The sequence below is a fragment of the Streptomyces sp. NPDC050842 genome (genome assembly GCF_044456565.1).
GTDB lineage: Bacteria > Actinomycetota > Actinomycetes > Streptomycetales > Streptomycetaceae > Streptomyces.
In genome coordinates this window covers 549,228-571,882 of the sequence record NZ_JBITGA010000003.1, presented here as the reverse complement: position 1 = coordinate 571,882, position 22,655 = coordinate 549,228, and the positions used below count along the sequence as shown (strand labels likewise).

Sequence of the window (22,655 nt, the reverse complement as noted above, 5' to 3'; positions counted from 1 at the left end):
GTGGCGAAGACCGTGGGGGGCTTTGCACGTCCGGCGGCGGTCGGCGAGGTTGCGGCTCACCTGCCCGACATCGGTAAAGGGCGCGGCCTCCGGGTGGGGATCCGGGGGTCGCGCCCGCTCCGTTCTTTGCGGAGAGTTGCGGCGAGGAAACAGAAAAGTTCAATGGCCAATAATTGAATCGGCCGAAATTGAACAGGAACTCACATCTGATCGACGATCAAGCAAAATGAGCGGCCGCGTTCGGGATGAAATACGACGGGGCGGACACCTCCGCACAAAGGTGTCCGCCCCGTCTCTCTTTGGTACCCGGGGCCGCCGCCCGTCGGTGAGGGTCGAAAGTGACCGACGGCGGCCCCGGTGGTTCTGGTGGTTTCGGTGATTTCCGCTGCTGAACGGGGGTTCAGCAGGGCTCGGCACCGCTGCTGAACGGGGGTTCAGCAGCGGAGCGGGACTGCTGCTGAACCGGGGTTCAGGAGGGCCCGACCGCCGCTCCTGACCCCCGGTTCAGCAGGACTCAGCGGCTGTCGCTGCCCTTGGACTCGGCCGCCGCGCGGCCGGCCTCCAGGCGCGCCACCGGGATCCGGAAGGGCGAGCAGGAGACGTAGTCGAGACCGACCTCGTGGAAGAAGTGCACCGACTCCGGGTCGCCGCCGTGCTCGCCGCAGACACCGAGCTTGATGTCGGGGCGGGTGGCGCGGCCGGCCTGGACGGCGCTGCGCACGAGCGCGCCGACACCGTCCTTGTCGATGGTCTCGAAGGGGCTGACGCCGAAGATGCCCTTCTCCAGGTACGCGGTGAAGAACGAGGCCTCCACGTCGTCGCGGGAGAAGCCCCAGACCGTCTGCGTCAGGTCGTTCGTGCCGAAGGAGAAGAACTCCGCGGCCTCGGCGATCTGACCGGCGGTCACGGCGGCGCGCGGCAGCTCGATCATGGTGCCGAGCGCGAGCTTCAGGTCCACGCCCGTCTGCGCCCTGACCTCCGCGATGACCTGCTCGGCCTCCTCGCGGACGATCTCCAGCTCCTGGACGGTGCCGACGAGCGGGATCATGATCTCGGCGCGCGGGTCGCCCTTGGCGTCGATGCGCTGGGCCGCGGCCTCGGCGATCGCCCGGACCTGCATGGTGAACAGGCCGGGGATGACCAGGCCGAGGCGGACGCCGCGCAGACCCAGCATCGGGTTCTGCTCGTGCAGCCGGTGCACGGCCTGGAGGAGGCGCAGGTCGTTCTCGTGCGGCTCCTTGCGGGACTCGGCGAGGGCGACGCGCACCGACAGCTCGGTGATGTCGGGCAGGAACTCGTGCAGCGGCGGGTCGAGCAGCCGGACCGTGACGGGCAGCCCGTCCATGGCCTCGAACAGCTCGATGAAGTCCTGCTTCTGCAGCGGCAGCAGGGCCTCCAGGGCCTGCTCGCGCTCGACGTCCGTGTCGGCCAGGATCAGCCGCTCGACGAACTGACGGCGCTCGCCGAGGAACATGTGCTCGGTGCGGCAGAGGCCGATGCCCTGGGCGCCGAAGCGGCGGGCGCGCAGCGCGTCCTCGGCGTTGTCGGCGTTGGCGCGGACGCGCAGCCGGCGGACGCGGTCCGCGTAGGCCATGATCCGGTGGACGGCGGCGACGAGCTCGTCGGCGTCGTCGGCACCGGCGTGCATGCGGCCCTCGAAGTACTCGACGACCGGGGACGGTACGACGGGTACCTCACCGAGGTACACCTTGCCGGTGGAGCCGTCGATGGAGACGACGTCGCCCTCCTCGACGACCTGGCCGTCGGAGGTGGTCATCCGGCGGCGCTTGGTGTCGACCTCGAGCTCCTCGGCGCCGCAGACACAGGTCTTGCCCATGCCGCGGGCGACGACGGCGGCGTGCGAGGTCTTGCCGCCGCGCGAGGTGAGGATGCCCTCGGCGGCGATCATGCCGTCCAGGTCGTCCGGGTTGGTCTCGCGGCGGATCAGGATGACCTTCTCGCCGGAGCGGGACCACTTGACCGCGGTGTACGAGTCGAAGACGGCCTTGCCGACGGCGGCACCCGGGGAGGCGGCGATGCCGCGCCCGATCTGCTCGACCTTCGCGTCCTCGTCGAACTTCGGGAACATGAGCTGCGCGAGCTGGGCGCCGGTGACGCGCTGGAGCGCCTCGGCCTCGTCGATCAGGCCCTGGTCCACGAGCTGCGTGGCGATGCGGAAGGCGGCACCGGCGGTGCGCTTGCCGACGCGGGTCTGGAGCATCCAGAGCTGGCCGCGCTCGATGGTGAACTCGATGTCGCAGAGATCCTTGTAGTGGGTCTCCAGCGTGTTCATGATGTGCATGAGCTGGTCGTACGACTTCTTGTCGATCGACTCGAGGTCGGCCAGCGGCACGGTGTTGCGGATACCGGCGACGACGTCCTCGCCCTGCGCGTTCTGCAGGTAGTCGCCGTAGACGCCGGCGTGGCCGGAGGCGGGGTCGCGGGTGAAGGCGACGCCGGTGCCGGAGTCCGGGCCGAGGTTGCCGAAGACCATCGAGCAGACGTTGACGGCGGTGCCGAGGTCGCCCGGGATGCGCTCCTGGCGGCGGTACAGCTTCGCGCGGTCGGTGTTCCAGGAGTTGAAGACGGCCTCGATGGCGAGGTCCATCTGCTCACGCGGGTCCTGGGGGAAGTCGCGGCCGGTCTCGGCCTTCACGATCTTCTTGAAGTGCTTGACGACCTTCTTGAGGTCGGCGGCGTCCAGGTCGGTGTCGCTGGCGACCTTCTTCGAGGCCTTGGCCTCGTCGAGGGCGTCCTCGAAGAGCTCGCCCTCGACGCCGAGGACGGTCTTGCCGAACATCTGAATGAGCCGGCGGTACGAGTCCCACGCGAAGCGCTCGTTGTCGGCCTGGCGGGCGAGTCCGACGACGGACTCGTCGGAGAGGCCGATGTTGAGGACCGTGTCCATCATGCCCGGCATGGAGAACTTGGCTCCGGAGCGGACGGAGACGAGCAGCGGGTCGTCGGCCTGGCCGAGCTTCTTGCCCATCTGCTGCTCGAGAGCGTCGAGGTGCGCGCTGACCTCGTCGCGGAGCTCGACAGGCTCCGAACCGCTCTCGAGGTAGACCTTGCACGCCTCGGTGGTGATCGTGAAGCCGGGGGGAACCGGCAGGCCGAGGTTGGTCATCTCGGCGAGGTTCGCGCCCTTGCCACCGAGCAGGTCCTTCAGGTCCCTGTTGCCCTCGGTGAAGTCGTAGACGAACTTCTGATCATTGTTTTCCGACACGGGTCCCGACTCCTCGATGACTCGGTTGGCTGCCCTGACGGCGAGGAACATACCCAGATCGAAGGCGTCTGTGGAGGTACGCCTGCCGGTCACATGGTCTTAACCACCCGTCCGCCAGCACATCGAAAGTAACTGAGAGGTAGCTTCCGCTTTCAGGCCCCGAAGCTCAGATGACCAAAAGAAGAGCCTTAGCGCTCAGGTGAGCGCCCATCCGAGCACTTGCGTTCACTTCTTGAACGCAAAAAGGGTGGCACCCGGTGCCACCCTTCAGGCGGTGCAGTCGTCCGTAACATGCTCATGTGAGCACTACCCCCCTCAGGGGTGGCGAGGATCACTCCCCAGGAAAGGCCGATTCCTGCACGGATCTCACCCGCCGGACGTGTCCAGCTCGGCGTCCTCGCTCACCCCTGCGCAGTCGTACGGGTCCTTCAACCAGCCGTCCGGCAGGACAACTCGGTTGTTTCCGGACGTACGACCCCGAGGACCGTCCGCACCCACCGGCCACGGCTGGTCCAGGTCCAGCTCGCTCAACTGAGCGCTCAGTTCGTCGAGGGACGAGGTGATGGCGAGCTTCTTGCGCATCTCGGAGCCCACCGAGAAGCCCTTCAGGTACCAGGCCACATGCTTGCGGAAGTCGATGACACCGCGTGCCTCGTCCCCGAGCCACTCACCGAGCAGCCGCGCGTGCCGCACCATCGCGTCCGCGACGACCCGCAGACCCGGCGCCGCGTAGGCTCCGGTGCCTTCGAAGCCCGCCACCAGGTCCGCGAACAGCCAGGGCCGGCCGAGGCAGCCGCGCCCGACGACCACGCCGTCGCAGCCCGTCTCCCGCATCATCCGCAGGGCGTCGTCGGCCGACCAGATGTCGCCGTTGCCGAGCACCGGGATCTCCGGCACGTGCTCCTTGAGGCGCGCGATCGCGTCCCAGTCCGCCGTACCGCCGTAGTGCTGCGCCGCCGTCCGCCCGTGCAGGGCGATCGCCGTGACGCCCTCCTCGACCGCGATCCGGCCCGCGTCGAGGAAGGTGATGTGGTCGTCGTCGATGCCCTTGCGCATCTTCATCGTGACCGGCAGGTCGCCCGCGTTGCCCACGGCCTCGTTCAGGATCGCGCGCAGCAGCGGCCGCTTGTAGGGCAGGGCCGAGCCGCCGCCCTTCCGGGTCACCTTGGGGACCGGGCAGCCGAAGTTCAGGTCGATGTGGTCGGCGAGGTCCTCGTCGACGATCATCCGGACGGCCTTGCCGACCGTCACCGGGTCCACCCCGTACAGCTGGATCGAGCGCGGCTTCTCGGTCTCGTCGAACCGGATGAGCTGCATCGTCTTCTCGTTGCGCTCGACCAGGGCGCGCGTCGTGATCATCTCGCTCACGAACAGCCCCTTGCCGCCGCTGAACTCGCGGCAGAGGGTACGGAAGGGGGCGTTGGTGATGCCGGCCATCGGGGCGAGCACCACCGGCGGCTGCACGATGTGCGGCCCGATGGCGAGGGGAGAGAACGCGGTCATTGAGCCATTGTCGCGCACTCCGGCAGTCATGAGTCAGCCGTACTATCCGCACGCCCGAGCCGGCTCGTCCTGAGCTGCCCCGCTCGGAGCGACGGCCCGAGCCTCCTCCTCGATCACGAGGGCGAGGAGGCGCTCGACGCCCGCCCGGGACTTCTCGTCCACGGGGACGTACGTCACGAGGCACGGTCCGGACGTCGGGCCGAGCCACAGGTTGGTGTGCTCGAACCGGAGCACACCGACGCGGGCATTGTGGATGACCTTGGTGCGGCCGCCCGGGGCGACCACGTCGTGCCGGGCCCAGATCTCCCGGAATTCGCGCGAGGCCCCTTCGAGCCGCTGGACGAGCGCCTTCCAGGCGGGCTCCGCCAGGTGCTCGGCCATGGCGGCGCGGAGCTTCCCGGCGAGGATGGGGAGGAGGTCCGGCAGGTCGGTGGCGGCGGCCCGGAAGTCCTCGTTGGTGAAGGCGAGCCAGAGGGAGTTACGGTCCTCGCGGGGCAGGGCGTCCAGGTCGCAGAAGAGCCGCCCGAAGGTCCGGTTGTGGGCGAGGAAGTCGAACCTGCTGTTCTGCACGGCGGCGGGCAGCGGTTCCAGCTGGTCGAGCATCCGGCGCAGTGCGGGCGTGACGGCCGGGGAGGGCGCCCCGGGGTGCGGGTCGGACTGCCCGGCGAGGGCGAAGAGGTGGCTCCGCTCGGTCGGGTCGAGGAGCAGCGCGTCGGCGAGGGCGTCGAGGACCTGCGGGGAGACCTGGATGTCGCGGGCCTGTTCCAGCCAGGTGTACCAGGTGACGCCGACGGCGGAGAGGTGCGCGACCTCCTCGCGGCGCAGGCCGGGCGTGCGGCGGCGCCGGCCTCGCGGGAGGCCGACCTGTTCGGGGGTGATGCGCTCGCGCCGGCTGCGCAGGAAGGCGGCGAGCTCGTGCCGCCGGGTCCCGGGCGACGCCGCCACCGCCGTCGTCGTCATGGTCGTCACTGCTCCAGGGTGCCGGGGCGGCAGGCCGGTTGCCAGGTACTGGTTCTACCAGGATAAGAAGACTCTGGTACCAGGCTCAGCGTGGGCGGATCGTCGACCGCGTGACTTCGACCTCCACTTCCACGTCCCCCCGGGCAGGCGCACCGGCCCTCGGCCACGGCCCCGCGGCGCTCGGCTCCTTGGGCCTGTTCACCGTCCTCCTCGGCGCCTCGCTGCCGCTGATCGACTTCTTCATCGTCAACGTCGCCCTGCCGTCGATCGGCCGGGAGCTGGCGGCCGGCGAGTCCCTCCTCGAACTGATCGTGGCCGGGTACGGCCTGTCGTACGCCGTCCTCCTCGTCCTCGGTGGGCGCCTCGGCGACCTCTTCGGGCGCCGTCGCCTCTTCCTCGTCGGCATGACCGCCTTCGGCCTGACCTCGCTGGCCTGCGGGCTCGCGCCGGACGCCTGGACCCTCGTGGCGGCCCGGGTGGCCCAGGGCGCCGCGGCGGCGCTGATGCTGCCGCAGGTGCTCGCGACCATCCACGCGTCGACGGCGGGAGCGCGTCGGGCGAAGGCCCTGAGCCTGTACGGGGCGACCGCCGGCCTGTCGATGGTGACCGGTCAGATCCTGGGCGGCGTCCTCGTCGCCGCCGACCTCGCGGGCTCGGGCTGGCGGGCGGTCTTCCTGGTGAACGTGCCGGTGGCGGTGGCCGGCCTGCTGCTCGCCCTGCGGACCGTGCCCGAGACGCGCTCGGACCGGCCGGCCCGGGTGGACGTGCCGGGCACCCTGCTCCTCGCGGTCGCGATGCTCACGCTGCTCGCCCCTCTGACGGAGGGCCGGACGGCCGGCTGGCCGCTGTGGACCTGGGTCTCGCTCGCGGTGTTCCCGTTCGCGGCGGGCGCCTTCTGGCGGGTCGAGCGGCGGGCGGAGCGCCGGGGCGACACCCCGCTGGTCCCGCCGAGCCTCCTCGACCTGGTCTCGCTGCGGCGCGGTCTGATCCTCGTCCTGCCGCTGTCGGGCGGCTTCGGCGGCTTCATGTTCGTGATCGCGGTGGCGCTCCAGCAGGGCCTGGGCCTGGGCGCGGTGGCCTCGGGCCTGGCGCTCGTCCCGATGGCCGTGGCCTTCTTCGGGGCGTCGCTCGCGGGTCCCCGGCTCGTACGGCGCTGGGGCACCCGGGTGGTTCCGGTGGGGGCCCTGCTCCAGGCCCTCGGTCTCGGGCTGCTCGCCCTGACGGCCTGGCGTTCCTGGCCGGACCTGTCGGTGGGGAGCCTGCTTCCCGGCATGGCGCTCGCGGGGCTGGGGCAGGGCCTCCAGCTTCCGGTGCTCTTCCGGGTGGTGCTCTCCGAGGTGCCGCCGGAGCGGGCGGGCGTGGGCAGCGGGGTCATGGTGACGACCCAGCAGACGGCGCTGACCCTGGGCGTGGCCACCCTCGGCACGCTGTTCCTGAGCCTGTCCGCCTCGGACTCGACGGGCACGGCCCTGACGGTGACGCTCCTGCTCCAGCTCGCGATGGCGCTCCTGACAGCGGTGCTCGCGCTGCGGCTGCCGAAGCAGGTGGGGTGAAACGGGCGGGCCCGAGGTGTTCACGACCTCGGGCCCGTTTCACACGGCGCCGGCTACTCCTGACCGGCCGCGGTGTCAGCGGCTTCGGTGTCAGCGGCTTCGGCTCCCTGCGCGCGCTCGCGCATCTTCTTCAGGAGCTCCTGCTTCTGCTCGTCGGCCGTGCGGTGGACGGCACCGCGGCTCCGGCCGGTGCCGTGCTGGTCGGCGCGGGACAGCTTCTTGCGCTGTCCGCCGACTCCGAGGAGGTCGTTACGGCTCTTGCCCATGGGGGTTCTCCCGAATCAGTTCAGTGAGGTGGTCGGTGGTCGGCCTGCGCGGCGCGCTCACTCGTAGATCTGGAAGAACAAAGACATGCCGAAGACGCTACCCCGGCACCCAAGCGGCGGCACCCGTTTTTCGCCACCCCACCCAAACGAATGACAGATATTGAAATCTGTCATCGGTCATGTCATGGTTGTTCTGTCGCACCTCCCGTCGACTCCCCAGGAGACCGCCATGACCACCACCCGGCACCCCGTCCCCACCCGCCCGCTCGGCGCCACCGGGCCCGCCGTCTCCGTCCTCGGTCTCGGCTGCATGGGCATGTCCGCGCTGTACGGGGAAAGCGACCGCGCCGAGTCGATCGCGACCATCCACGCCGCCCTGGACGCCGGGGTGACCCTGCTCGACACGGGCGACTTCTACGGGATGGGGCACAACGAACTGCTGATCGCCGAAGCCCTGCGGAGCGCCCCCGCGGCCGCCCGCGAGCAGGCGCTGACCAGCGTGAAGTTCGGTGCGCTGCGCACGGTCGAGGGCGGCTTCACCGGATACGACGGCCGTCCGGCGGCGGTGAGGAACTTCGCGGCGTACTCGCTCCAGCGCCTCGGCACCGACCACATCGACATCTACCGGATCGCCCGTGTCGACCCGGACGTGCCGATCGAGGAGACCGTCGGCGCCATCGCCGAGCTGGTCGAGGCGGGGCACGTCCGGCACATCGGCCTCTCCGAGGTCGGCGCGGACACCCTGCGCAGAGCGGCGGCGGTGGCCCCGATCGCGGACCTCCAGATCGAGTACTCGCTGATCTCCCGCTCCATCGAGGAGAAGATCCTCCCGGCCGCGCGCGAGCTCGGCATCGGGATCACGGCGTACGGAGTGCTGTCGCGCGGCCTGATCAGCGGCTACTTCACCCGGGACCGGGAGCTCGGCGCGGGCGACTTCCGCGGAATGTCCCCCCGCTTCCAGGGCGACAACCTCCACCGGAACCTCGACCTGGTGGACCGGCTGCGGACGATCGCCGAGGCGAAGGGCGTGACGGTCGCGCAGACCGCGATCGCCTGGGTCCTCGCACAGGGCGAGCGACAGGGCGCGGACATCGTCCCGCTGGTCGGCGCCCGACGCCGGGACCGGCTCGTGGAGGCGCTCGGCGCCCTGGACGTCACGCTCGACGCCGCCGACCTGGCGGCCATCGAGGAGGCCGTCCCGGCGGGCGCCGCGGCCGGCGAGCGGTACCCGGCGGCGCAGATGGCCCACCTGGACAGCGAGCACTGACAGGTAGTGTCATTCCATGGCCGCCACCGAGACCCTGACCGCCGAGCGCATCCTCGAAGCCACGGAGGAGGTGCTCCGGCGCTACGGCCCCGCGAAGGCGACCGTCGTGGACGTCGCCCGGGTGCTCGGCGTCAGCCACGGCAGCGTCTACCGCCACTTCCGCACGAAGGCCGCCCTGCGCGAGGCCGTCACCGAGCGGTGGCTGAGCCGCGCCGAGGTGATGCTCGCCGGGCTGATCGCGGGCGCGGACCGGCCGGCCGGCGAGAAGCTCAGGTCCTGGTTCGCCGCGCTCTTCGAGGCCAAGCGCCACAAGGCGGGCGACGACCCCGAGCTGTTCGCGACGTACGGCGTGCTGATCGACGAGGCCAGCGGCGTGGTCGAGGAGCACATCGAGGTACTGATCGGTCAGGTCCGGGAGATCGTCGAGGAGGGCGTGCGGAGCGGGGAGTTCACCGCCCCCGACCCCGCGGCGACGGCCCGTGCGGTGTTCCACGCGACCGGCCGCTTCCACGACCCGGTGTACGCCCCGGAGTGGCGGCGCCCGACGATCGAGGCGGAGTTCGACGCGGTGCTCGCCCTGCTGCTGCGCGGCCTGAAGGCCGAGGGCTGAGAGGCCCACACCCCACGACGCACCCAGACGCAGGGAAGCCCCCGACTCCTTCCGGAGTCGGGGGCTTCCCTGCGAAGACGATCAGACCGCGACCAGACTCAGCAGCCGAGCAGGCGGCTGCCCAGGTAGCCCTGGATCTGGTCGAGGGAGACGCGCTCCTGCTTCATGGTGTCGCGCTCGCGCACGGTCACCGCGTTGTCGTCGAGGGTGTCGAAGTCGACGGTCACGCAGAACGGGGTGCCGATCTCGTCCTGGCGACGGTAGCGGCGGCCGATGGCGCCGGCGTCGTCGAACTCGATGTTCCAGTTCTGACGCAGGTCGGCCGCGAGGCCCTTGGCCTTCGGCGAGAGCTGCGGGTTGCGCGACAGCGGCAGGACCGCGACCTTGATCGGGGCCAGGCGCGGGTCGAGGCGCAGGACGGTGCGCTTCTCCATGACGCCCTTGGCGTTGGGGGCCTCGTCCTCGGTGTACGCGTCGAGCAGGAAGGCCAGCATCGCCCGGCCGACACCGGCCGCCGGCTCGATGACGTAGGGGGTCCAGCGCTCGCCGGCCTCCTGGTCGAAGAACTGCAGGTCGTTGCCGGACGCCTTGGAGTGCGCGTTCAGGTCGTAGTCCGTGCGGTTGGCGACGCCCTCCAGCTCACCCCACTCGCTGCCACCGAACGAGAAGCGGTACTCGATGTCCGCGGTGCGCTTCGAGTAGTGGGAGAGCTTCTCCGCCGGGTGCTCGAACCAGCGCATGTTCTCCTCGCGGAGACCCAGGCCGGTGTACCAGTTCCAGCGCTGCTCCATCCAGTATTCCTGCCACTGCTCGTCCTCGCCCGGCTTGACGAAGAACTCCATCTCCATCTGCTCGAACTCGCGCGTGCGGAAGATGAAGTTGCCCGGAGTGATCTCGTTCCGGAAGGACTTGCCCATCTGCGCGATGCCGAACGGCGGCTTCTTGCGCGAGGTCTGCAGCACCTGGCCGAAGTTGGTGAAGATGCCCTGCGCGGTCTCGGGGCGCAGGTAGGCGACGGAGCCGGAGTCCTGGGTCGGGCCGAGGTGCGTGGAGAGCAGGCCGGAGAACTGCTTGGGCTCCGTGAAGGTGCCCTTGTTGCCACAGTTGGGGCAGTTGAGCTCGGTGAGGCCCTCGGGGAGACGGCCGTGCTTCGCCTCGAACGCCTCCTCCAGGTGGTCGGCGCGGAAGCGCTTGTGGCAGGAGGTGCACTCGGTCAGCGGGTCCGTGAAGGTGGCGACGTGACCGGACGCCTCCCAGACCTCGGTGGCCAGGATCACCGACGAGTCGATACCGACGACGTCCTCGCGCGCGGTGACCATGTACCGCCACCACTGACGCTTCAGGTTCTCCTTGAGTTCGACACCCAGCGGTCCGTAGTCCCAGGCGGCGCGCTGGCCACCGTAGATCTCGCTGCACGGGTAGACGAAGCCACGGCGCTTGCTCAGGCTGACGATGGTGTCGATCTTGTCGGCGGCCACGGTGCTCTCTTCATTACGACGACGAAGTGCGAATGCCACAGGTTACCGGCGCCCGCACCCCCTGTATCAAATCGGTTCGGTGCCGTGGGAGCGCGAGGCCCGGCGTGGGCGGAGCCACACATACGACAATTGACAATCGTTTCCAGTTTTGTTGAAAATGAGTGTCATGAACGTACGACGCCTGATACCCACCACCGCCCTCGCCGGAGCCGTCGCGCTCGGTCTCGTCTCCCTCTCCGCCTGCGGCACCTCGGACGCCGCCGACAAGGGGAGCAGCGGCAAGCTGGACGTCGTCGCGTCGTTCTACCCCATGCAGTACCTGGCCGAGCAGATAGGCGGCGAGCACGTCGCCGTCGACACGCTCACCAAGCCCGGCGTCGAACCCCACGACCTGGAGCTCAAGCCGAAGCAGATCGGCGAGCTCGGCGAGGCCGACGTCATCCTCTACCTCAAGGGCATCCAGCCCGCCGTCGACGACGCCATCGCCCAGGCCGGTGTCGAGAACACCGTCGACGCCGCCACCCTCACGAAGCTCGAAGCGCACGGCGCCGAGGTCGGCCACGAGCACGAAGGCGAGTCCGCCGAGGAGCACGCCGGGCACGCCGGCGAGGAGCACGCGGCCGAGGAAGAGGGCCACGACCACGGCTCCGAGGCCGGCACCGACCCGCACATCTGGCTCGACCCCGTGAAGTACGCCGAGGTCGCCAAGGGTGTCGGCACCGCCCTGGAGAAGGCCGACCCGGCCAACGCCGCGGACTACGAGAAGAACACCGACGCCCTGGTGAAGAAGCTCGGCGCGCTGAACACCGAGTTCGAGACGGGCCTCGAGAACACCGCCACGAAGACCTTCATCACCACCCACTCCGCCTTCGGCTACCTCGCCGAGCGGTACGGCCTGGACCAGGAGGGCATCACCGGCATCGACCCCGAGTCCGAGCCGAGCCCCGCCCGGATCAAGGAACTCCAGGACAAGGCGAAGAAGGAGAAGGTCACCACGGTCTTCTTCGAGACCCTCACGAGCGACAAGACCGCCAAGACCCTCGCGGGCGACACCGGTCTCACGACCGACGTGCTCGACCCGCTGGAGGGAATCACGGACAAGTCCAAGGGCGATGACTACATCGAGGTCATGCAGTCCAACCTCGCCGCGCTGAAGAAGGCCCTCGGCGCCAAGTGACCGCAGCAGCACAGCAGGAGGCAGGAGCCATGGCAGCGCTGGAACCGGATCCCGTCATCTCCGTCCGCGGAGCGACGGCGGCCCTCGGCGGCCGGCCCGTCCTCCGGGGCGTCGACCTCACCGTCCACCGCGGCGAGGTCGTCGCCCTGCTCGGCGCCAACGGCTCGGGCAAGTCGACCGCCGTCCGCTCCGTCATCGGCCAGGTGCCGCTGACCGGCGGCCGGATCGAGCTGTTCGGCACGGAGCAGAAGCGGTTCCGCGACTGGGCGCGCGTCGGCTACGTACCGCAGCGCACCACAGCGGCGAGCGGCGTCCCCGCCACCATCCGCGAGGTCGTCGCCTCCGGCCGGCTCTCCCGTCGCCGCTTCGGCTGGCTGACGAAGGCCGACAAGGCCGCCGTCGAGGCGGCCATCGAGCTCGTCGGTCTCGCCGACCGCGCGAAGGACTCCGTCTCCGCGCTCTCCGGCGGCCAGCACCAGCGCGTGCTGATCGCCCGCGCGCTCGCCTCCGAGCCCGAGCTGCTGATCATGGACGAGCCGATGGCCGGCGTGGACCTCGCGAGCCAGGAGATCCTCGCCGCGACCCTGCGCGAGCAGGTCGCGGGCGGTACGTCCGTCCTCCTCGTCCTGCACGAGCTGGGCCCGCTGGAGCCGCTGATCGACCGGGCCGTCGTCCTCCGCGACGGCTGCGTCGTCCACGACGGCCCGCCGCCGGAGGCGGTCGGCCAGCACGCGCTGCCCGGCCACGACCACGTCCACCCGCACGCGGCCGGTGAGCCGCTCCGTACGGGTCTGCTGACCTGAAGCCGACCCTAGGAAGCTGACCTGATCATGGAAATGCTCGATCTCGCCTTCATGCAGCGCGCGCTCCTCGCGGCCGTGCTCGTCGGTATCACCGCGCCCGCCGTCGGCATCTACCTCGTCCAGCGCCGCCAGGCGCTGATGGGCGACGGCATCGGCCACGTCGCCATGACCGGTGTCGGTCTCGGCTTCCTGCTGAACTCCAGCCCCGTCTGGATGGCGACCCTCGTCGCCGTCGTGGGCTCGGTCGCCATGGAGCTGATCCGGGCGTACGGGAAGACCCGCGGCGACCTCGCGCTCGCCCTGCTCTTCTACGGCGGCATGGCCGGCGGCGTCCTGCTGATCAACCTCTCGCCGACCGGCTCGAACGCCAACCTCAGCTCGTACCTCTTCGGCTCGCTCTCCACGGTCTCGTCCGAGGACATCACCGCGATCGCGATCCTCGCCGCCTTCGTGGTCCTCGTCACGGTCGGCCTGCGCCGCCAGCTCTTCGCCGTCAGCCAGGACGAGGAGTTCGCGCGGGTCACCGGCCTGCCGGTGCGCGCCCTGAACCTGCTGATCGCGGTCACGGCCGCGGTGACGGTCACGGTCGCCATGCGGGTCGTGGGCCTGCTCCTCGTCAGCGCGCTCATGGTGGTGCCGGTGGCGGCGGCCCAGCAGCTGACGAAGTCGTTCCGTGCGACCTTCGTCCTCGCGGTGGCGACCGGCATCACGGTCACCCTGGCGGGCACGGCCACCTCGTACTACCAGGACGTCCCGCCCGGCGCGACGATCGTCCTGTACGCGATCGGCGTCTTCGTCCTCCTGACCCTTCTCGCCACCCCGCTCGCCAAGCGGCGGGCCCGGGCGGCCGAGGCGGGCGCGGCGAACTGCGACGCCCCGCTCCCGGCCACCAGGCAGCCCACGGACGACGTGAAGGTGGTCTGACCTCAAGCACACGGGGGACTGGCAGAATGGCGGGGGCAGACAAGCACTCAAGGAGGCCCTCGTGGTGACGGCAGGACCCCCCGTACGAGGCCGCTCGACCAAGCAGCGGGCCGCCGTGTCGGCGGCGCTGAACGAGGTGGACGAGTTCCGCAGCGCCCAGGAGCTGCACGACATGCTCAAGCACCGCGGCGACTCGGTCGGCCTCACCACCGTCTACCGCACGCTCCAGTCCCTCGCGGACGCGGGCGAGGTCGACGCGCTGCGCACGAGCGAGGGCGAGACCGTCTATCGCCGCTGCTCGACCGGCGACCACCACCACCATCTGGTGTGCCGCGTCTGCGGCAAGGCCGTGGAGGTGGAGGGCCCGATGGTCGAGCAGTGGGCCGAGACGGTCGCCTCGGAGCACGGCTTCGTGAACGTGGCGCACACGGTCGAGATCTTCGGCACGTGCGCGGAGTGCGCGATGAAGTAGCCCCTGTACGGATACGAGAGCGGGCCTGTACCGAATCCCTTCGGTACAGGCCCGCTCCTCGCCGTGTCAGACCTTGCTGATGTTCCGGTCCAGGGCCGCCCGCAGCCGGTCCGCCTCGCCGGGCCCCGCGAGGCCCCGCTTCGGCAGGTACGCGAAGCCGCTGCCGGACTTCTTCGCCGTGAGCAGCACGAAGAGCCGGGGCGTTTCCACGTACCGGGGCATGAGCGCCCACCGGATCGTCGTGTCGGCGTCCCGGGAGGTCCAGCGCACCCCGTCCTCCTCGACGACGGCCGTGGCCTCGCCCTGGGACCTGACCGCCAGGAAGAAGCTGCGGGCGACGAGCCAGGGCGCCAGCTCGGCGGCGCCCACGGCCACCAGGCCGAGCCCCACCAGCTTGACCACCACGCCCGGATCCGGCGTGGGCGGCAGCAGGGCCACGCCGGAGGCGAGGAGGGTGAGGACGAACGCGCCCCACGCCGCCCATCGCAGCAGCCGCCACCACAGGAGGGCCCGCATCCGTATCCGTACGGCCTCGCGCACGTCCGCGAACACCGGGGGGTAGACGAGTTCGAGCCCGTCCCGAGTGCTGTTCTCCGTCGCTTCGTTCACGGCGGCGATCGTAGCGGTACGGGCAACCGGGCACCGTACCGGTTTTCGATCATCCCGCTTACCCTGGCCCCGTCGTCGGCCGCCGGAGGGGAAGCGCATGGAGAGCACGCCGAAAGACCTGTCTCCGGCCCCCGACTCCTCGCTGCTCTCGCTCCTCGGTCTCGACGCCGAGCAGGACGCCGTCTACCGGCTGCTCGTCGACCGTCCCGACAGCGTCCCGGCGTCGGTCACGGAGCCCGGCGCGGACCCCGGGGCCGTCGCCCGCGCGCTGCGGGACCTCGTCGACCGGGGGCTCGCGAGCGCCGAGCGGGACGAGGACGGCGTACGGTACCGGGCCGCGTCGCCCGTCCTCGCGCTGGGCCCGCTCCTGGAGTCGCGCCGGTCCGCACTGCACCGGGTCGAGCACTTCGTCTCCGAGCTGGCCGAGCGGCACCGGGCGGCGCAGTCACGGACGGGCGGGGCACCGGTGGAGGTGCTGTCGGGGGCGGCGGCGATCCGGCGGCGCCTTGTGGAGATGCAGCGGAAGGCGCGGCACGAGGTGCGGTCGCTGGTGCCGGCGATGGACCGGGCGGTCGCGATCACCTTCGAGGACAACGTCGACGAGGTCGAACGCGAGTCGATGCGCCGGGGTGTGGTCGTGCGGTCGGTGGTGGCACGGGCGTGGCTGGAGGAGCCCCGGGCGGCCCGGTGGCTCACCGACCTGGCGTCGGAGGGTCAGCGGATCTCGGTGACGGAGTCGCTGCCGATCAAGCTGGTGGTGGTCGACGAGGACGTGGCGCTGCTGCCGCTGGATCCCGAGCGGGAGGAGACGGAGCCGGTGGCCCTCGTGGTGCACCGCAGTGGTCTGCTCACGGCCCTGATCTCGCTGTTCGAGCAGTACTTCGCGCTCGGCAGGGAGTTGCACCCGGCCGTCCGGGGGTCGGAGTGCGACGGGTCGGGCCCGCTCGATCCGGTGGACCGGCAGATCGTGGCGCTGCTGCACGTGGGGCTCACGGACGCGGCGATCGCCCGCCAGTTGGGGATCGGGCACCGGACGGTGCAGCGGCGGCTGCACGAGCTGATGGAGTCGGTGGGGGCGGCGACCCGGTTCCAACTCGGCTGGCACGCTTCGGAGTCGGGCTGGCTGCCCGCGCCGTAGGACGGAACGAGGCGGCTTTACGCCTGGGCGGCTTTGCGCCGCACCTCACCCCTTGTAAGCGGAACCCCGCCTACCGAACCATCGACCCCATCAGTCGCGAGGGTCCCTCAGACCCTCGCGAACGTGTGTGATGGGGAGGGCTTCGTGAGGACTCAGAGAACCCGACGGATACGCCGGATGCTCGCGACCGGTGTGGTCATGGCGGCCACCGGTTCGGTGCTGCTGACCGCTCCGGCGCAGGCCGAGGAGGTGAACGAGCCCACCCCGGCCGCCACGCGGGAGGCGACGGTCGCGCCGCGCATGACCCAGGGCCTCGACGGCGCCGCCGCCCGTCCGGGCACCCCGGCGGAGGCGGCCCGCGCCCATCTGAAGGACCACCAGGACACGTACCGCGTACCGGAGTCCGACCTCGCGACGGTCAGGACGAGCGCCGACGCCGGCCAGTCCGCTGTCCGTTTCCAGCAGAAGCGGAACGGCGTGCCGGTCTTCGGCGCCGAGTACGCGGTGCAGACGGAGGCGGCCGACGGCGGTCAGCACGTGACCTCCGCGACGGGCACGCTCTACCCGGAGCTGACCGTCTCCACCACCCCGAAGGTCTCCGAGGCCACCGCCGAGCGGCGGATGCACACCCTGGACACGCGCCTCGCGGCCGCCGAGGGCACGGCGACCGAGCGCCACGGCCTGACGGTCCTGCCGGGTGCGGACGGCGGCCGGCTCGCCTGGCACTTCACGGTGACGGGTGCGACGGCGGCCGGCGAGCCGCTGCGCCAGGAGGTCTTCGTCGACGCACACGTCGGCGGAATCGCCCTCTCGTACAACAACATCGACGCCGCGACGGCGGCCGAAGGCGCCGCCGCCGCTCCCGCCGCTCCCGGGAAGGGCACGGGCGTCCGCGTCGACGGTACGGAGACCCCGCTCGACGTGAACAAGGAGGCGGACGGCTCGTACACCCTGGTCGACTCGGCGCGGGCGATGTTCCCGGTGACCGGCGGCCAGGTCGTCACGTACGACGCGAACCGGCAGAGCTACCTGGACGTCGCCTACGGCCCGGTCCGCGAGGGCACGACGATCGTCTCCTCCCCCACGAACCGTTTCGCGGGTACGGCGACCGCCTCCGGCGCGGTCGACGCGCACGTCAACGCGAGCAAGGTCTACGACTACCTCAAGAACCGGCTCGGCCGTGACGGCGTCGACGGCAAGGGCGGCACGATCCACTCCGTCGTCAACGTCGCCGCCAACGGCAAGGACTACGCCAACGCCTTCTGGGACGGCACCAAGATGGTCTACGGCCACATGGGCGGCGTCCCGCTCTCCGTCGGCCTCGACGTCGTCGGCCACGAGATGACCCACGGCGTCACCGAGCACAGCGCGGGTCTCGTCTACCTCAACCAGTCCGGCGCCCTCAACGAGGCGATCTCCGACTACTTCGGCAACGCCATGGAGACCGCCGACAAGGGCGTCGCCATGAGCGACCCGACGTCGGGCCTGATCGGCGAGCACCTCTGCAACGGCACCAAGCCGCTCGCCGAGTGCGCCCTGCGCGACATGAACGACGGCCGGGTCGCGGGCGAGGACCACCTCCCGGTCTCGCTCGACATCGACAACGGTGGGGTGCACCTCAACTCGACCGTGGTGTCCGGCGCGATGTGGGACATGCGCAAGGCCCTGGACCCGGCGCTCGCGGACAGGATCGTCTACCGGGCGGCACAGAACTACCTGACCCCGCTCTCCGGCTTCTCGGACATGCGGAACGCGGTCACCCTCGCCGCGAAGTCGCTCAAGGTCTCCCGGGCCGACAGTGAGGCCATCGCCAGGGCCTTCGACGACCACGGCATCCAGGAGGGCTGGGAGCGCGCGTCCGGCACCCATGACGGGACCACGCTCGCCGGCGACGTCCTGCCCGCGTACGAGGTGTACGCCGGCGCCGTCGACGAGCAGGCCGCGCAGATCAACGGCGACGTGTACGCGATCGGCCACGGCGACGCCGTCGCGTGGGGCGCGGGCAGCGCGGGCTTCGGCATCACGGTCGGCCGCTTCGGCAAGCACCCGCAGCGTGAGCTGGCCCAGCAGGACGCCTACCTCCTCGACCCGTCCCTCGACGACGACCGCATCGTCTTCACCCGCGTCACCGCCGACTCCGTCGGCGTGTACTCCACGCAGGAGAAGGGCCAGGGCCCGATCCGCAAGCTGGTGGACGGCCCGGGCGACGAGCTGCAGCCCGTGACCGAGGACGGCCGGCTCGTCTACATCGACAGGCGGGACGGCGAGTCCGACGTCATGCTCCTGGACCGCGACGGCACCACGGTCAATCTGACCCCGGCCACGGGCACCAACGCCGACCGCCTGACCATGAAGCACGGCAAGGTGGCCTGGCGGGACAACGACGGCGACCACCTCAACGTGTACGACATCGCCGCCGGCACCGCGCAGCGCGTGCGGATCCAGTCGTACATCTTCGGCGAGATCACGGACATCCAGCTCACCGGGGACCGGGTCTTCTGGCGCGAGACGACGTCGTTCCTCTTCAGCAGCGACGCGTTCTGGTCGGCGCCACTGACCGATCTCACCCAGAAGAAGAAGATCGGCAAGCCGTCCCAGGCGTACTCCGGCCAGTTCTCCGTCAGCGACGAGTACTTCGCCTACTCGACGTACGACGCCTCGGCCGCCCTCGGCGGCTGGAACGGCACGATCGGCAAGGTGTACACGGCCCCCGTCGCGGACGTGCTGGCCGGCACTCCGGTGTACAGCAGGGTCTCCTGCTCCTCCGGCTTCCAGTTGGCCCCGTCGCTGGGCGACGGGCAGCGGACGGCCTGGCTGGACACGACGGCCGCCTCGACGGACGTGGTGACCCGGGCGACCTTCGCCGGCACCTGCGCGTAGGCGGCAGAAGGCCCGAGCCGTACGGACGGTCGGTCCGTACGGCTCGGGCCTCGTTCGGCTCAGCCCTTGTCGAGGACGGCCATGTCGGCCGGGTCGACGCCGCCGAAGCGACGGTCGCGCTGGGCGTACTCGACGCATGCCCGCCACAGGTCGCGGCGGTCGAAGTCGGGCCACAGCACGTCCTGGAAGACCATCTCGGCGTACGCGCTCTGCCAGATCAGGTAGTTGGAGGTGCGCTGCTCGCCGCTGGGCCGCAGGAACAGGTCCACGTCCGGCATGTCCGGGTAGTAGAGGTACTTCTGGATGGTCTTCTCGGTGATCTTCGACGGGTCCAGCCGACCCGCCTTCACGTCCTCGCCCATCGCCTGCATCGCGTCCGTGAGCTCCGCGCGACCGCCGTAGTTCATGCAGAAGTACAGCGTGAGCTTGGTGTTGTCCTTGGTCTGCTCCTGCGCGACCTGGAGCTCCTTGGCCACCGACTTCCACAGCTTGGGCATCCGGCCGACCCAGCGCACCCGCACGCCGAGCGAGTCGAGCTGGTCGCGGGACTTGCGGATGAAGTCGCGGTTGAAGTTCATCAGGAAGCGCACCTCCTCGGGCGAGCGCTTCCAGTTCTCGGTGGAGAAGGCGTAGAGCGAGATCGACCCCACGCCCATCTCGATCGCGCCCTGGAGCACGTCGAGCACCTGCTCGGCGCCGACCTTGTGGCCCTCGGTGCGGGGCAGGCCGCGCTCCTTGGCCCAGCGGCCGTTGCCGTCCATGACGATCGCGACGTGCTCCGGGACGAGCTCGGACTGGAGCTTCGGCGGGCGGGCGCCGGAGGGGTGCGGCTCGGGGGTGCTGTACTCCCGGCGCTGGCGACCGAGCAGTCGTGCGATGGCCATGACGTGGTCTCTCCTACCTAGCTTTTCTCTACGTACCGCAGGGAGCGCAGGCCGCGCTCCAGGTGCCAGTGCAGATAGGCGGACACGAGTCCGCTGCCCTCCCTGACGTGACGCGGCTCGCACGCGTCCGCCGTCGCCCAGTCGCCGGTGAGCAGCGCGCTGAGCAGGCCGATGGCCTCCGCAGAGGGTACGACGCTTCCGGGCACCCGGCAGTCGCCGCATATGACCCCACCCGCTCCGACCGAAAAGAACCGGTTCGGACCGTGGAGTCCGCATTTCGCGCAGTCGTCGAAGCTGGGCGCGTAGCCGTTCACGGCGAGCGAGCGGAGGAGGAAGGCGTCGAGGATGAGGTGGGGCGCGTGCTCGCCGCGCGCGAGGGTCCGCAGACCGCCCACCAGCAGCAGGTACTGCTGCACGGCGGGTTCGCCCTCGTGGTCGGTGAACCGTTCCGCCGTCTCCAGCATGGCCGTGCCGGCGGTGTACCGGGCGTAGTCGGTGACGATCCCGCCGCCGTACGCGGCGATCGTCTCGCTCTGCGTGCAGAGCGGCAGCCCGCGTCCGACCAGCTCACTCCCCCGGGCGAAGAACTGCACGTCCACGTGCGAGAACGGTTCGAGCCGCGCCCCGAACTTCGACTTCGTCCGCCGCACCCCGCGCGCGACGGCGCGTACGCGCCCGTGACCGCGCGTGAGGATCGTGATGATGCGGTCCGCTTCACCCAGCTTCTGGGTGCGCAGCACGATGCCGTCGTCGCGGAACAGACTCATGGGCCCATTCTCCCGTACGGCGGGGGCGGGCCGACCACGGGCCGGACATCCGGTCGGACTTCCGGTCGGACTTCCGGGAACGCTTTCCGCATACGGGCGAGGAGGGCGGCCGCCGCCGGGGCGGCGGGCCCGTCCGCCGGCCAGGCGAGGGCGACCCTGCCACGGAGTGCCGGTTCGGCGAGGGGAAGGGTACGGAGCCCCAGCGCGTCCGCCGCCCCGAGCGGGGGATCCGGGAGGACCGCGACACCGAGGCCGCGGGCGGCGAGCCGCGCCAGGACGTGGGGAACGGCGGCCTCGAAGGCGACATGGGGCCGGAAGCCCGCCTGCGTACAGGCGCGCTCGAGGACGCCGCGCAGTCCGGTGCCGCGCGGAAGGCTGATGAGGGGACGGCCGGCGAGCGCGGCGAGCGGGAGCGTCGCGCGGCCTTCGAGGGCGGTGAGCAGCGGGTCGTCCGCGGCCATGGCGGCGACCAGGGGCACGTCGACGAGGACCTGGAGGCCGACGCCCTGCGGGGGCTCCTCCTCGGCGAGGCCGATCACCGCGAGGTCGAGTTCGCCGCGGCGCAGGGCTGCGAGCATCCGCTCCGACGTGTCGTCGGTGAGGGAGATCTCCACGTGCGGGTGGTCGTCGTGGAAGTCGGCCAGGGCGGCGGCGACGTCGAACTCGTCGGCGGCGGCGGCACCTGACACGAGTCCGACGGTGACCTGTCCCCGGACGAGCCCGGCGAACTCGTCCACGGTCAGCCGCATCCCCTCGACGGCCGCGAGCGCCGCCCGCGCGAAGGGGAGGACCGCCTCACCGACGGCGGTCGTGGTCACCGTCCGGCCGGAGCGGTCGAGGAGCGGCTGCCCCAGCTCCCGCTCCAGCTGCCGGATCTGGGCGCTCACCCCCGGCTGCGCGAGGTGGAGCCGGGCGGCGGCCCGGGTGAAGTTGGCCTCCTCGACGACGGCGAGGAAGTACCGCAGCTGGCGAAGCTCCATAACCAGCAATTCTAGTGAGGAGAAGAACCCGCTCTTGGACTTCTGAAAGGCGCCTCGGCACGCTGGGGATCATGGAGACCACGGCGACGGAGATGCGGGCGGAGATCGCGGCCGAGCGGCGCGAACTGGCGGACGTCCTGGACGGACTGACCGACGAGCAGTGGGAGGCGCCGTCGCTGTGCGGCGGGTGGCGCGTACGGGAGGTCGCCGGGCACCTGAGCATGGGGTTCCGGTACTCGTTCGGCAGGACGGCGCTGGAAATCGCCCGAGCGCGCGGCAACCTGCACCGGATGACCGACCGCCTCGCCCGCCGGGACGCCGCCGCCCTCACCCCGCGCGAACTCGCGGCGGCGCTGCGGGACAACGCCCACCACCCGTGGAAGCCGCCGGTCGGCGGCCTGGAGACGGCCCTCGGCCACGACGTGGTCCACGGCCTGGACATCACCGTCCCGCTCGGCCTCGGGCGCCGGGTCCCGGAGAAACGCCTGCGGATCCTGCTGGAGACCGTCACCCCGAAGACGATCCGCTTCTTCAAGGCGGACCTCGAAGGCGTCACCCTGCGGGCCACGGACCTGGACTGGTCGTACGGAACAGGAGCTCTGGTAGTGAGCCGCCCGGCCCAGGAGCTCCTCCTGCTCGCTTACGGACGCACGCTCGACCGACCCGCAGAGAAGGAAGCCTCATGACGTACTCGCACGAGGACGAGGAGCTGGTGAACCAGCCGATCGGCTACTGGACGTGGGCCGCGAACAAGACCCTGTCGGCCTACGTCAGGGGGCGGCTCGCGGCGATCGGGATCACCCAGCCCCAGTGGTGGGTGCTGCACCAGGTACTGCACGGCGAGGACGGCGCCACCCGGGACGAGGTGATCGCCGCCCATCAGGCCAATCTGGACATCGGTGCCGCGGGCCTGGCGCCCGACATCGACCTCCTGCTGGAACGGACCCTGCTCGTCCTGGACGCGGACGGCCGCCTCCGGATCACCGACGACGGCAGGACGCTGCACGCGCACGCCGCCCGGACGCAACGGGCCGGCCGGGGACACGTACACGCCGGCGTCACGGACGAGGAGTACCTGATCACCCTCAAGGTCCTCCAGCGCATGATCCGCAACGCGGGCGGAGACGTGTCACCGGCCTGACAGCCGTACCGAGGGAG

The 22,655-nt window shown here is 70.8% G+C and carries 20 protein-coding genes; 11 read left to right on the top strand and 9 right to left on the bottom strand.

From position 1 onward, the window contains the following. Nucleotides 1-514 precede the first annotated feature (514 nt). The 3 genes from ppdK to ACIBG6_RS11730 all read right to left on the bottom strand — a co-directional run bounded on the left by ppdK (nt 515) and on the right by ACIBG6_RS11730 (nt 5,689). Entirely contained in the window at nt 515-3,226 is a 2,712-nt protein-coding gene (gene ppdK, locus ACIBG6_RS11740; RefSeq protein ID WP_399222403.1) for a pyruvate, phosphate dikinase, read from the bottom strand. 366 nt (nt 3,227-3,592) lie between these two features. Continuing rightward, nucleotides 3,593-4,729 (bottom strand): tRNA dihydrouridine synthase DusB, encoded by a 1,137-nt coding sequence (dusB, locus tag ACIBG6_RS11735; protein ID WP_399222401.1) that lies wholly within the window; start codon nt 4,727-4,729, stop codon nt 3,593-3,595. Between the two features lie 42 nt (nt 4,730-4,771). Continuing rightward, nucleotides 4,772-5,689, bottom strand: coding sequence for a helix-turn-helix domain-containing protein (locus ACIBG6_RS11730; RefSeq protein WP_399222687.1), 918 nt, complete (start codon nt 5,687-5,689; stop codon nt 4,772-4,774). 110 nt (nt 5,690-5,799) lie between these two features. Here ACIBG6_RS11730 and ACIBG6_RS11725 point away from each other — a divergent pair, with 110 nt between their 5' ends. After that, the gene (locus tag ACIBG6_RS11725) at nt 5,800-7,242 is read left to right on the top strand and encodes an MFS transporter (protein WP_399222400.1); all 1,443 of its coding nucleotides are present in this window, start codon (nt 5,800-5,802) and stop codon (nt 7,240-7,242) included. A gap of 53 nt (nt 7,243-7,295) precedes the next feature. Here the strand turns inward: ACIBG6_RS11725 and ACIBG6_RS11720 are convergent, their stop codons facing one another. Next, nucleotides 7,296-7,508, bottom strand: coding sequence for a DUF6243 family protein (locus tag ACIBG6_RS11720; RefSeq protein ID WP_399222399.1), 213 nt, complete (start codon nt 7,506-7,508; stop codon nt 7,296-7,298). A 229-nt stretch (nt 7,509-7,737) separates the two neighbouring features. Between ACIBG6_RS11720 and ACIBG6_RS11715 the strand changes: the two genes are divergently transcribed. Both ACIBG6_RS11715 and ACIBG6_RS11710 read left to right on the top strand, forming a co-directional pair. After that, nucleotides 7,738-8,775: an aldo/keto reductase gene (locus tag ACIBG6_RS11715; RefSeq protein ID WP_399222398.1), complete on the top strand. Its 1,038-nt coding sequence runs from the start codon at nt 7,738-7,740 to the stop codon at nt 8,773-8,775. 16 nt (nt 8,776-8,791) lie between these two features. Further along, entirely contained in the window at nt 8,792-9,385 is a 594-nt protein-coding gene (locus ACIBG6_RS11710) for a TetR family transcriptional regulator (protein WP_399222397.1), read from the top strand. A 98-nt stretch (nt 9,386-9,483) separates the two neighbouring features. On the opposite strand, the gene ACIBG6_RS11705 is transcribed toward ACIBG6_RS11710, so the two are convergent. Further along, the gene (locus tag ACIBG6_RS11705) at nt 9,484-10,863 is read right to left on the bottom strand and encodes a glycine--tRNA ligase (RefSeq protein WP_399222396.1); all 1,380 of its coding nucleotides are present in this window, start codon (nt 10,861-10,863) and stop codon (nt 9,484-9,486) included. A gap of 166 nt (nt 10,864-11,029) precedes the next feature. Here ACIBG6_RS11705 and ACIBG6_RS11700 point away from each other — a divergent pair, with 166 nt between their 5' ends. From ACIBG6_RS11700 to ACIBG6_RS11685, 4 genes are all read left to right on the top strand, one after another. Then, nucleotides 11,030-12,040, top strand: coding sequence for a metal ABC transporter substrate-binding protein (locus tag ACIBG6_RS11700; protein WP_399222394.1), 1,011 nt, complete (start codon nt 11,030-11,032; stop codon nt 12,038-12,040). A gap of 29 nt (nt 12,041-12,069) precedes the next feature. Next, nucleotides 12,070-12,843 carry a metal ABC transporter ATP-binding protein gene (locus tag ACIBG6_RS11695; RefSeq protein WP_399222393.1) on the top strand — a complete coding sequence of 258 codons (774 nt, stop codon included), beginning with the start codon at nt 12,070-12,072 and terminating at the stop codon, nt 12,841-12,843. A 27-nt stretch (nt 12,844-12,870) separates the two neighbouring features. Then, a complete protein-coding gene (locus tag ACIBG6_RS11690; RefSeq protein WP_399222392.1) occupies nt 12,871-13,767 on the top strand; it encodes a metal ABC transporter permease in 897 nt (298 codons plus the stop codon). A gap of 61 nt (nt 13,768-13,828) precedes the next feature. Continuing rightward, entirely contained in the window at nt 13,829-14,239 is a 411-nt protein-coding gene (locus ACIBG6_RS11685) for a Fur family transcriptional regulator (RefSeq protein ID WP_399222391.1), read from the top strand. Nucleotides 14,240-14,305: 66 nt separating this feature from the next. On the opposite strand, the gene ACIBG6_RS11680 is transcribed toward ACIBG6_RS11685, so the two are convergent. Continuing rightward, nucleotides 14,306-14,848: a YcxB family protein gene (locus ACIBG6_RS11680; RefSeq protein WP_399222390.1), complete on the bottom strand. Its 543-nt coding sequence runs from the start codon at nt 14,846-14,848 to the stop codon at nt 14,306-14,308. Nucleotides 14,849-14,945: 97 nt separating this feature from the next. Here ACIBG6_RS11680 and ACIBG6_RS11675 point away from each other — a divergent pair, with 97 nt between their 5' ends. Together ACIBG6_RS11675 and ACIBG6_RS11670 are read left to right on the top strand one after the other, a co-directional pair. Then, a complete protein-coding gene (locus ACIBG6_RS11675; RefSeq protein WP_399222389.1) occupies nt 14,946-15,986 on the top strand; it encodes a helix-turn-helix transcriptional regulator in 1,041 nt (346 codons plus the stop codon). Between the two features lie 144 nt (nt 15,987-16,130). Continuing rightward, a complete protein-coding gene (locus ACIBG6_RS11670; protein WP_399222388.1) occupies nt 16,131-18,866 on the top strand; it encodes a M4 family metallopeptidase in 2,736 nt (911 codons plus the stop codon). A gap of 59 nt (nt 18,867-18,925) precedes the next feature. Here ACIBG6_RS11670 and ACIBG6_RS11665 read toward each other — a convergent pair whose 3' ends face one another. Genes ACIBG6_RS11665 through ACIBG6_RS11655 form a run of 3 tightly spaced genes read right to left on the bottom strand, consistent with a single transcriptional unit; the run spans nt 18,926 to nt 21,497 of the window. Then, nucleotides 18,926-19,750, bottom strand: coding sequence for an isoprenyl transferase (locus ACIBG6_RS11665; RefSeq protein WP_399222387.1), 825 nt, complete (start codon nt 19,748-19,750; stop codon nt 18,926-18,928). Nucleotides 19,751-19,767: 17 nt separating this feature from the next. Beyond that, nucleotides 19,768-20,517 carry a DNA repair protein RecO gene (gene recO / locus ACIBG6_RS11660; protein WP_055643554.1) on the bottom strand — a complete coding sequence of 250 codons (750 nt, stop codon included), beginning with the start codon at nt 20,515-20,517 and terminating at the stop codon, nt 19,768-19,770. Continuing rightward, complete coding sequence (locus tag ACIBG6_RS11655) at nt 20,514-21,497, bottom strand: LysR family transcriptional regulator (RefSeq protein ID WP_399222386.1); 984 nt, start codon at nt 21,495-21,497, stop codon at nt 20,514-20,516. The genes recO and ACIBG6_RS11655 overlap by 4 nt, the downstream gene beginning before the upstream one ends. Before the next feature lie 71 nt (nt 21,498-21,568). On the opposite strand from ACIBG6_RS11655, the gene ACIBG6_RS11650 reads away from it, so the two are divergent. Both ACIBG6_RS11650 and ACIBG6_RS11645 read left to right on the top strand, forming a co-directional pair. Beyond that, a complete protein-coding gene (locus ACIBG6_RS11650) occupies nt 21,569-22,183 on the top strand; it encodes a maleylpyruvate isomerase family mycothiol-dependent enzyme (RefSeq protein ID WP_399222385.1) in 615 nt (204 codons plus the stop codon). Next, nucleotides 22,180-22,638, top strand: coding sequence for a MarR family transcriptional regulator (locus ACIBG6_RS11645; RefSeq protein WP_399222383.1), 459 nt, complete (start codon nt 22,180-22,182; stop codon nt 22,636-22,638). Before ACIBG6_RS11650 ends, ACIBG6_RS11645 begins: the two co-directional genes overlap by 4 nt. Nucleotides 22,639-22,655 lie beyond the last annotated feature (17 nt).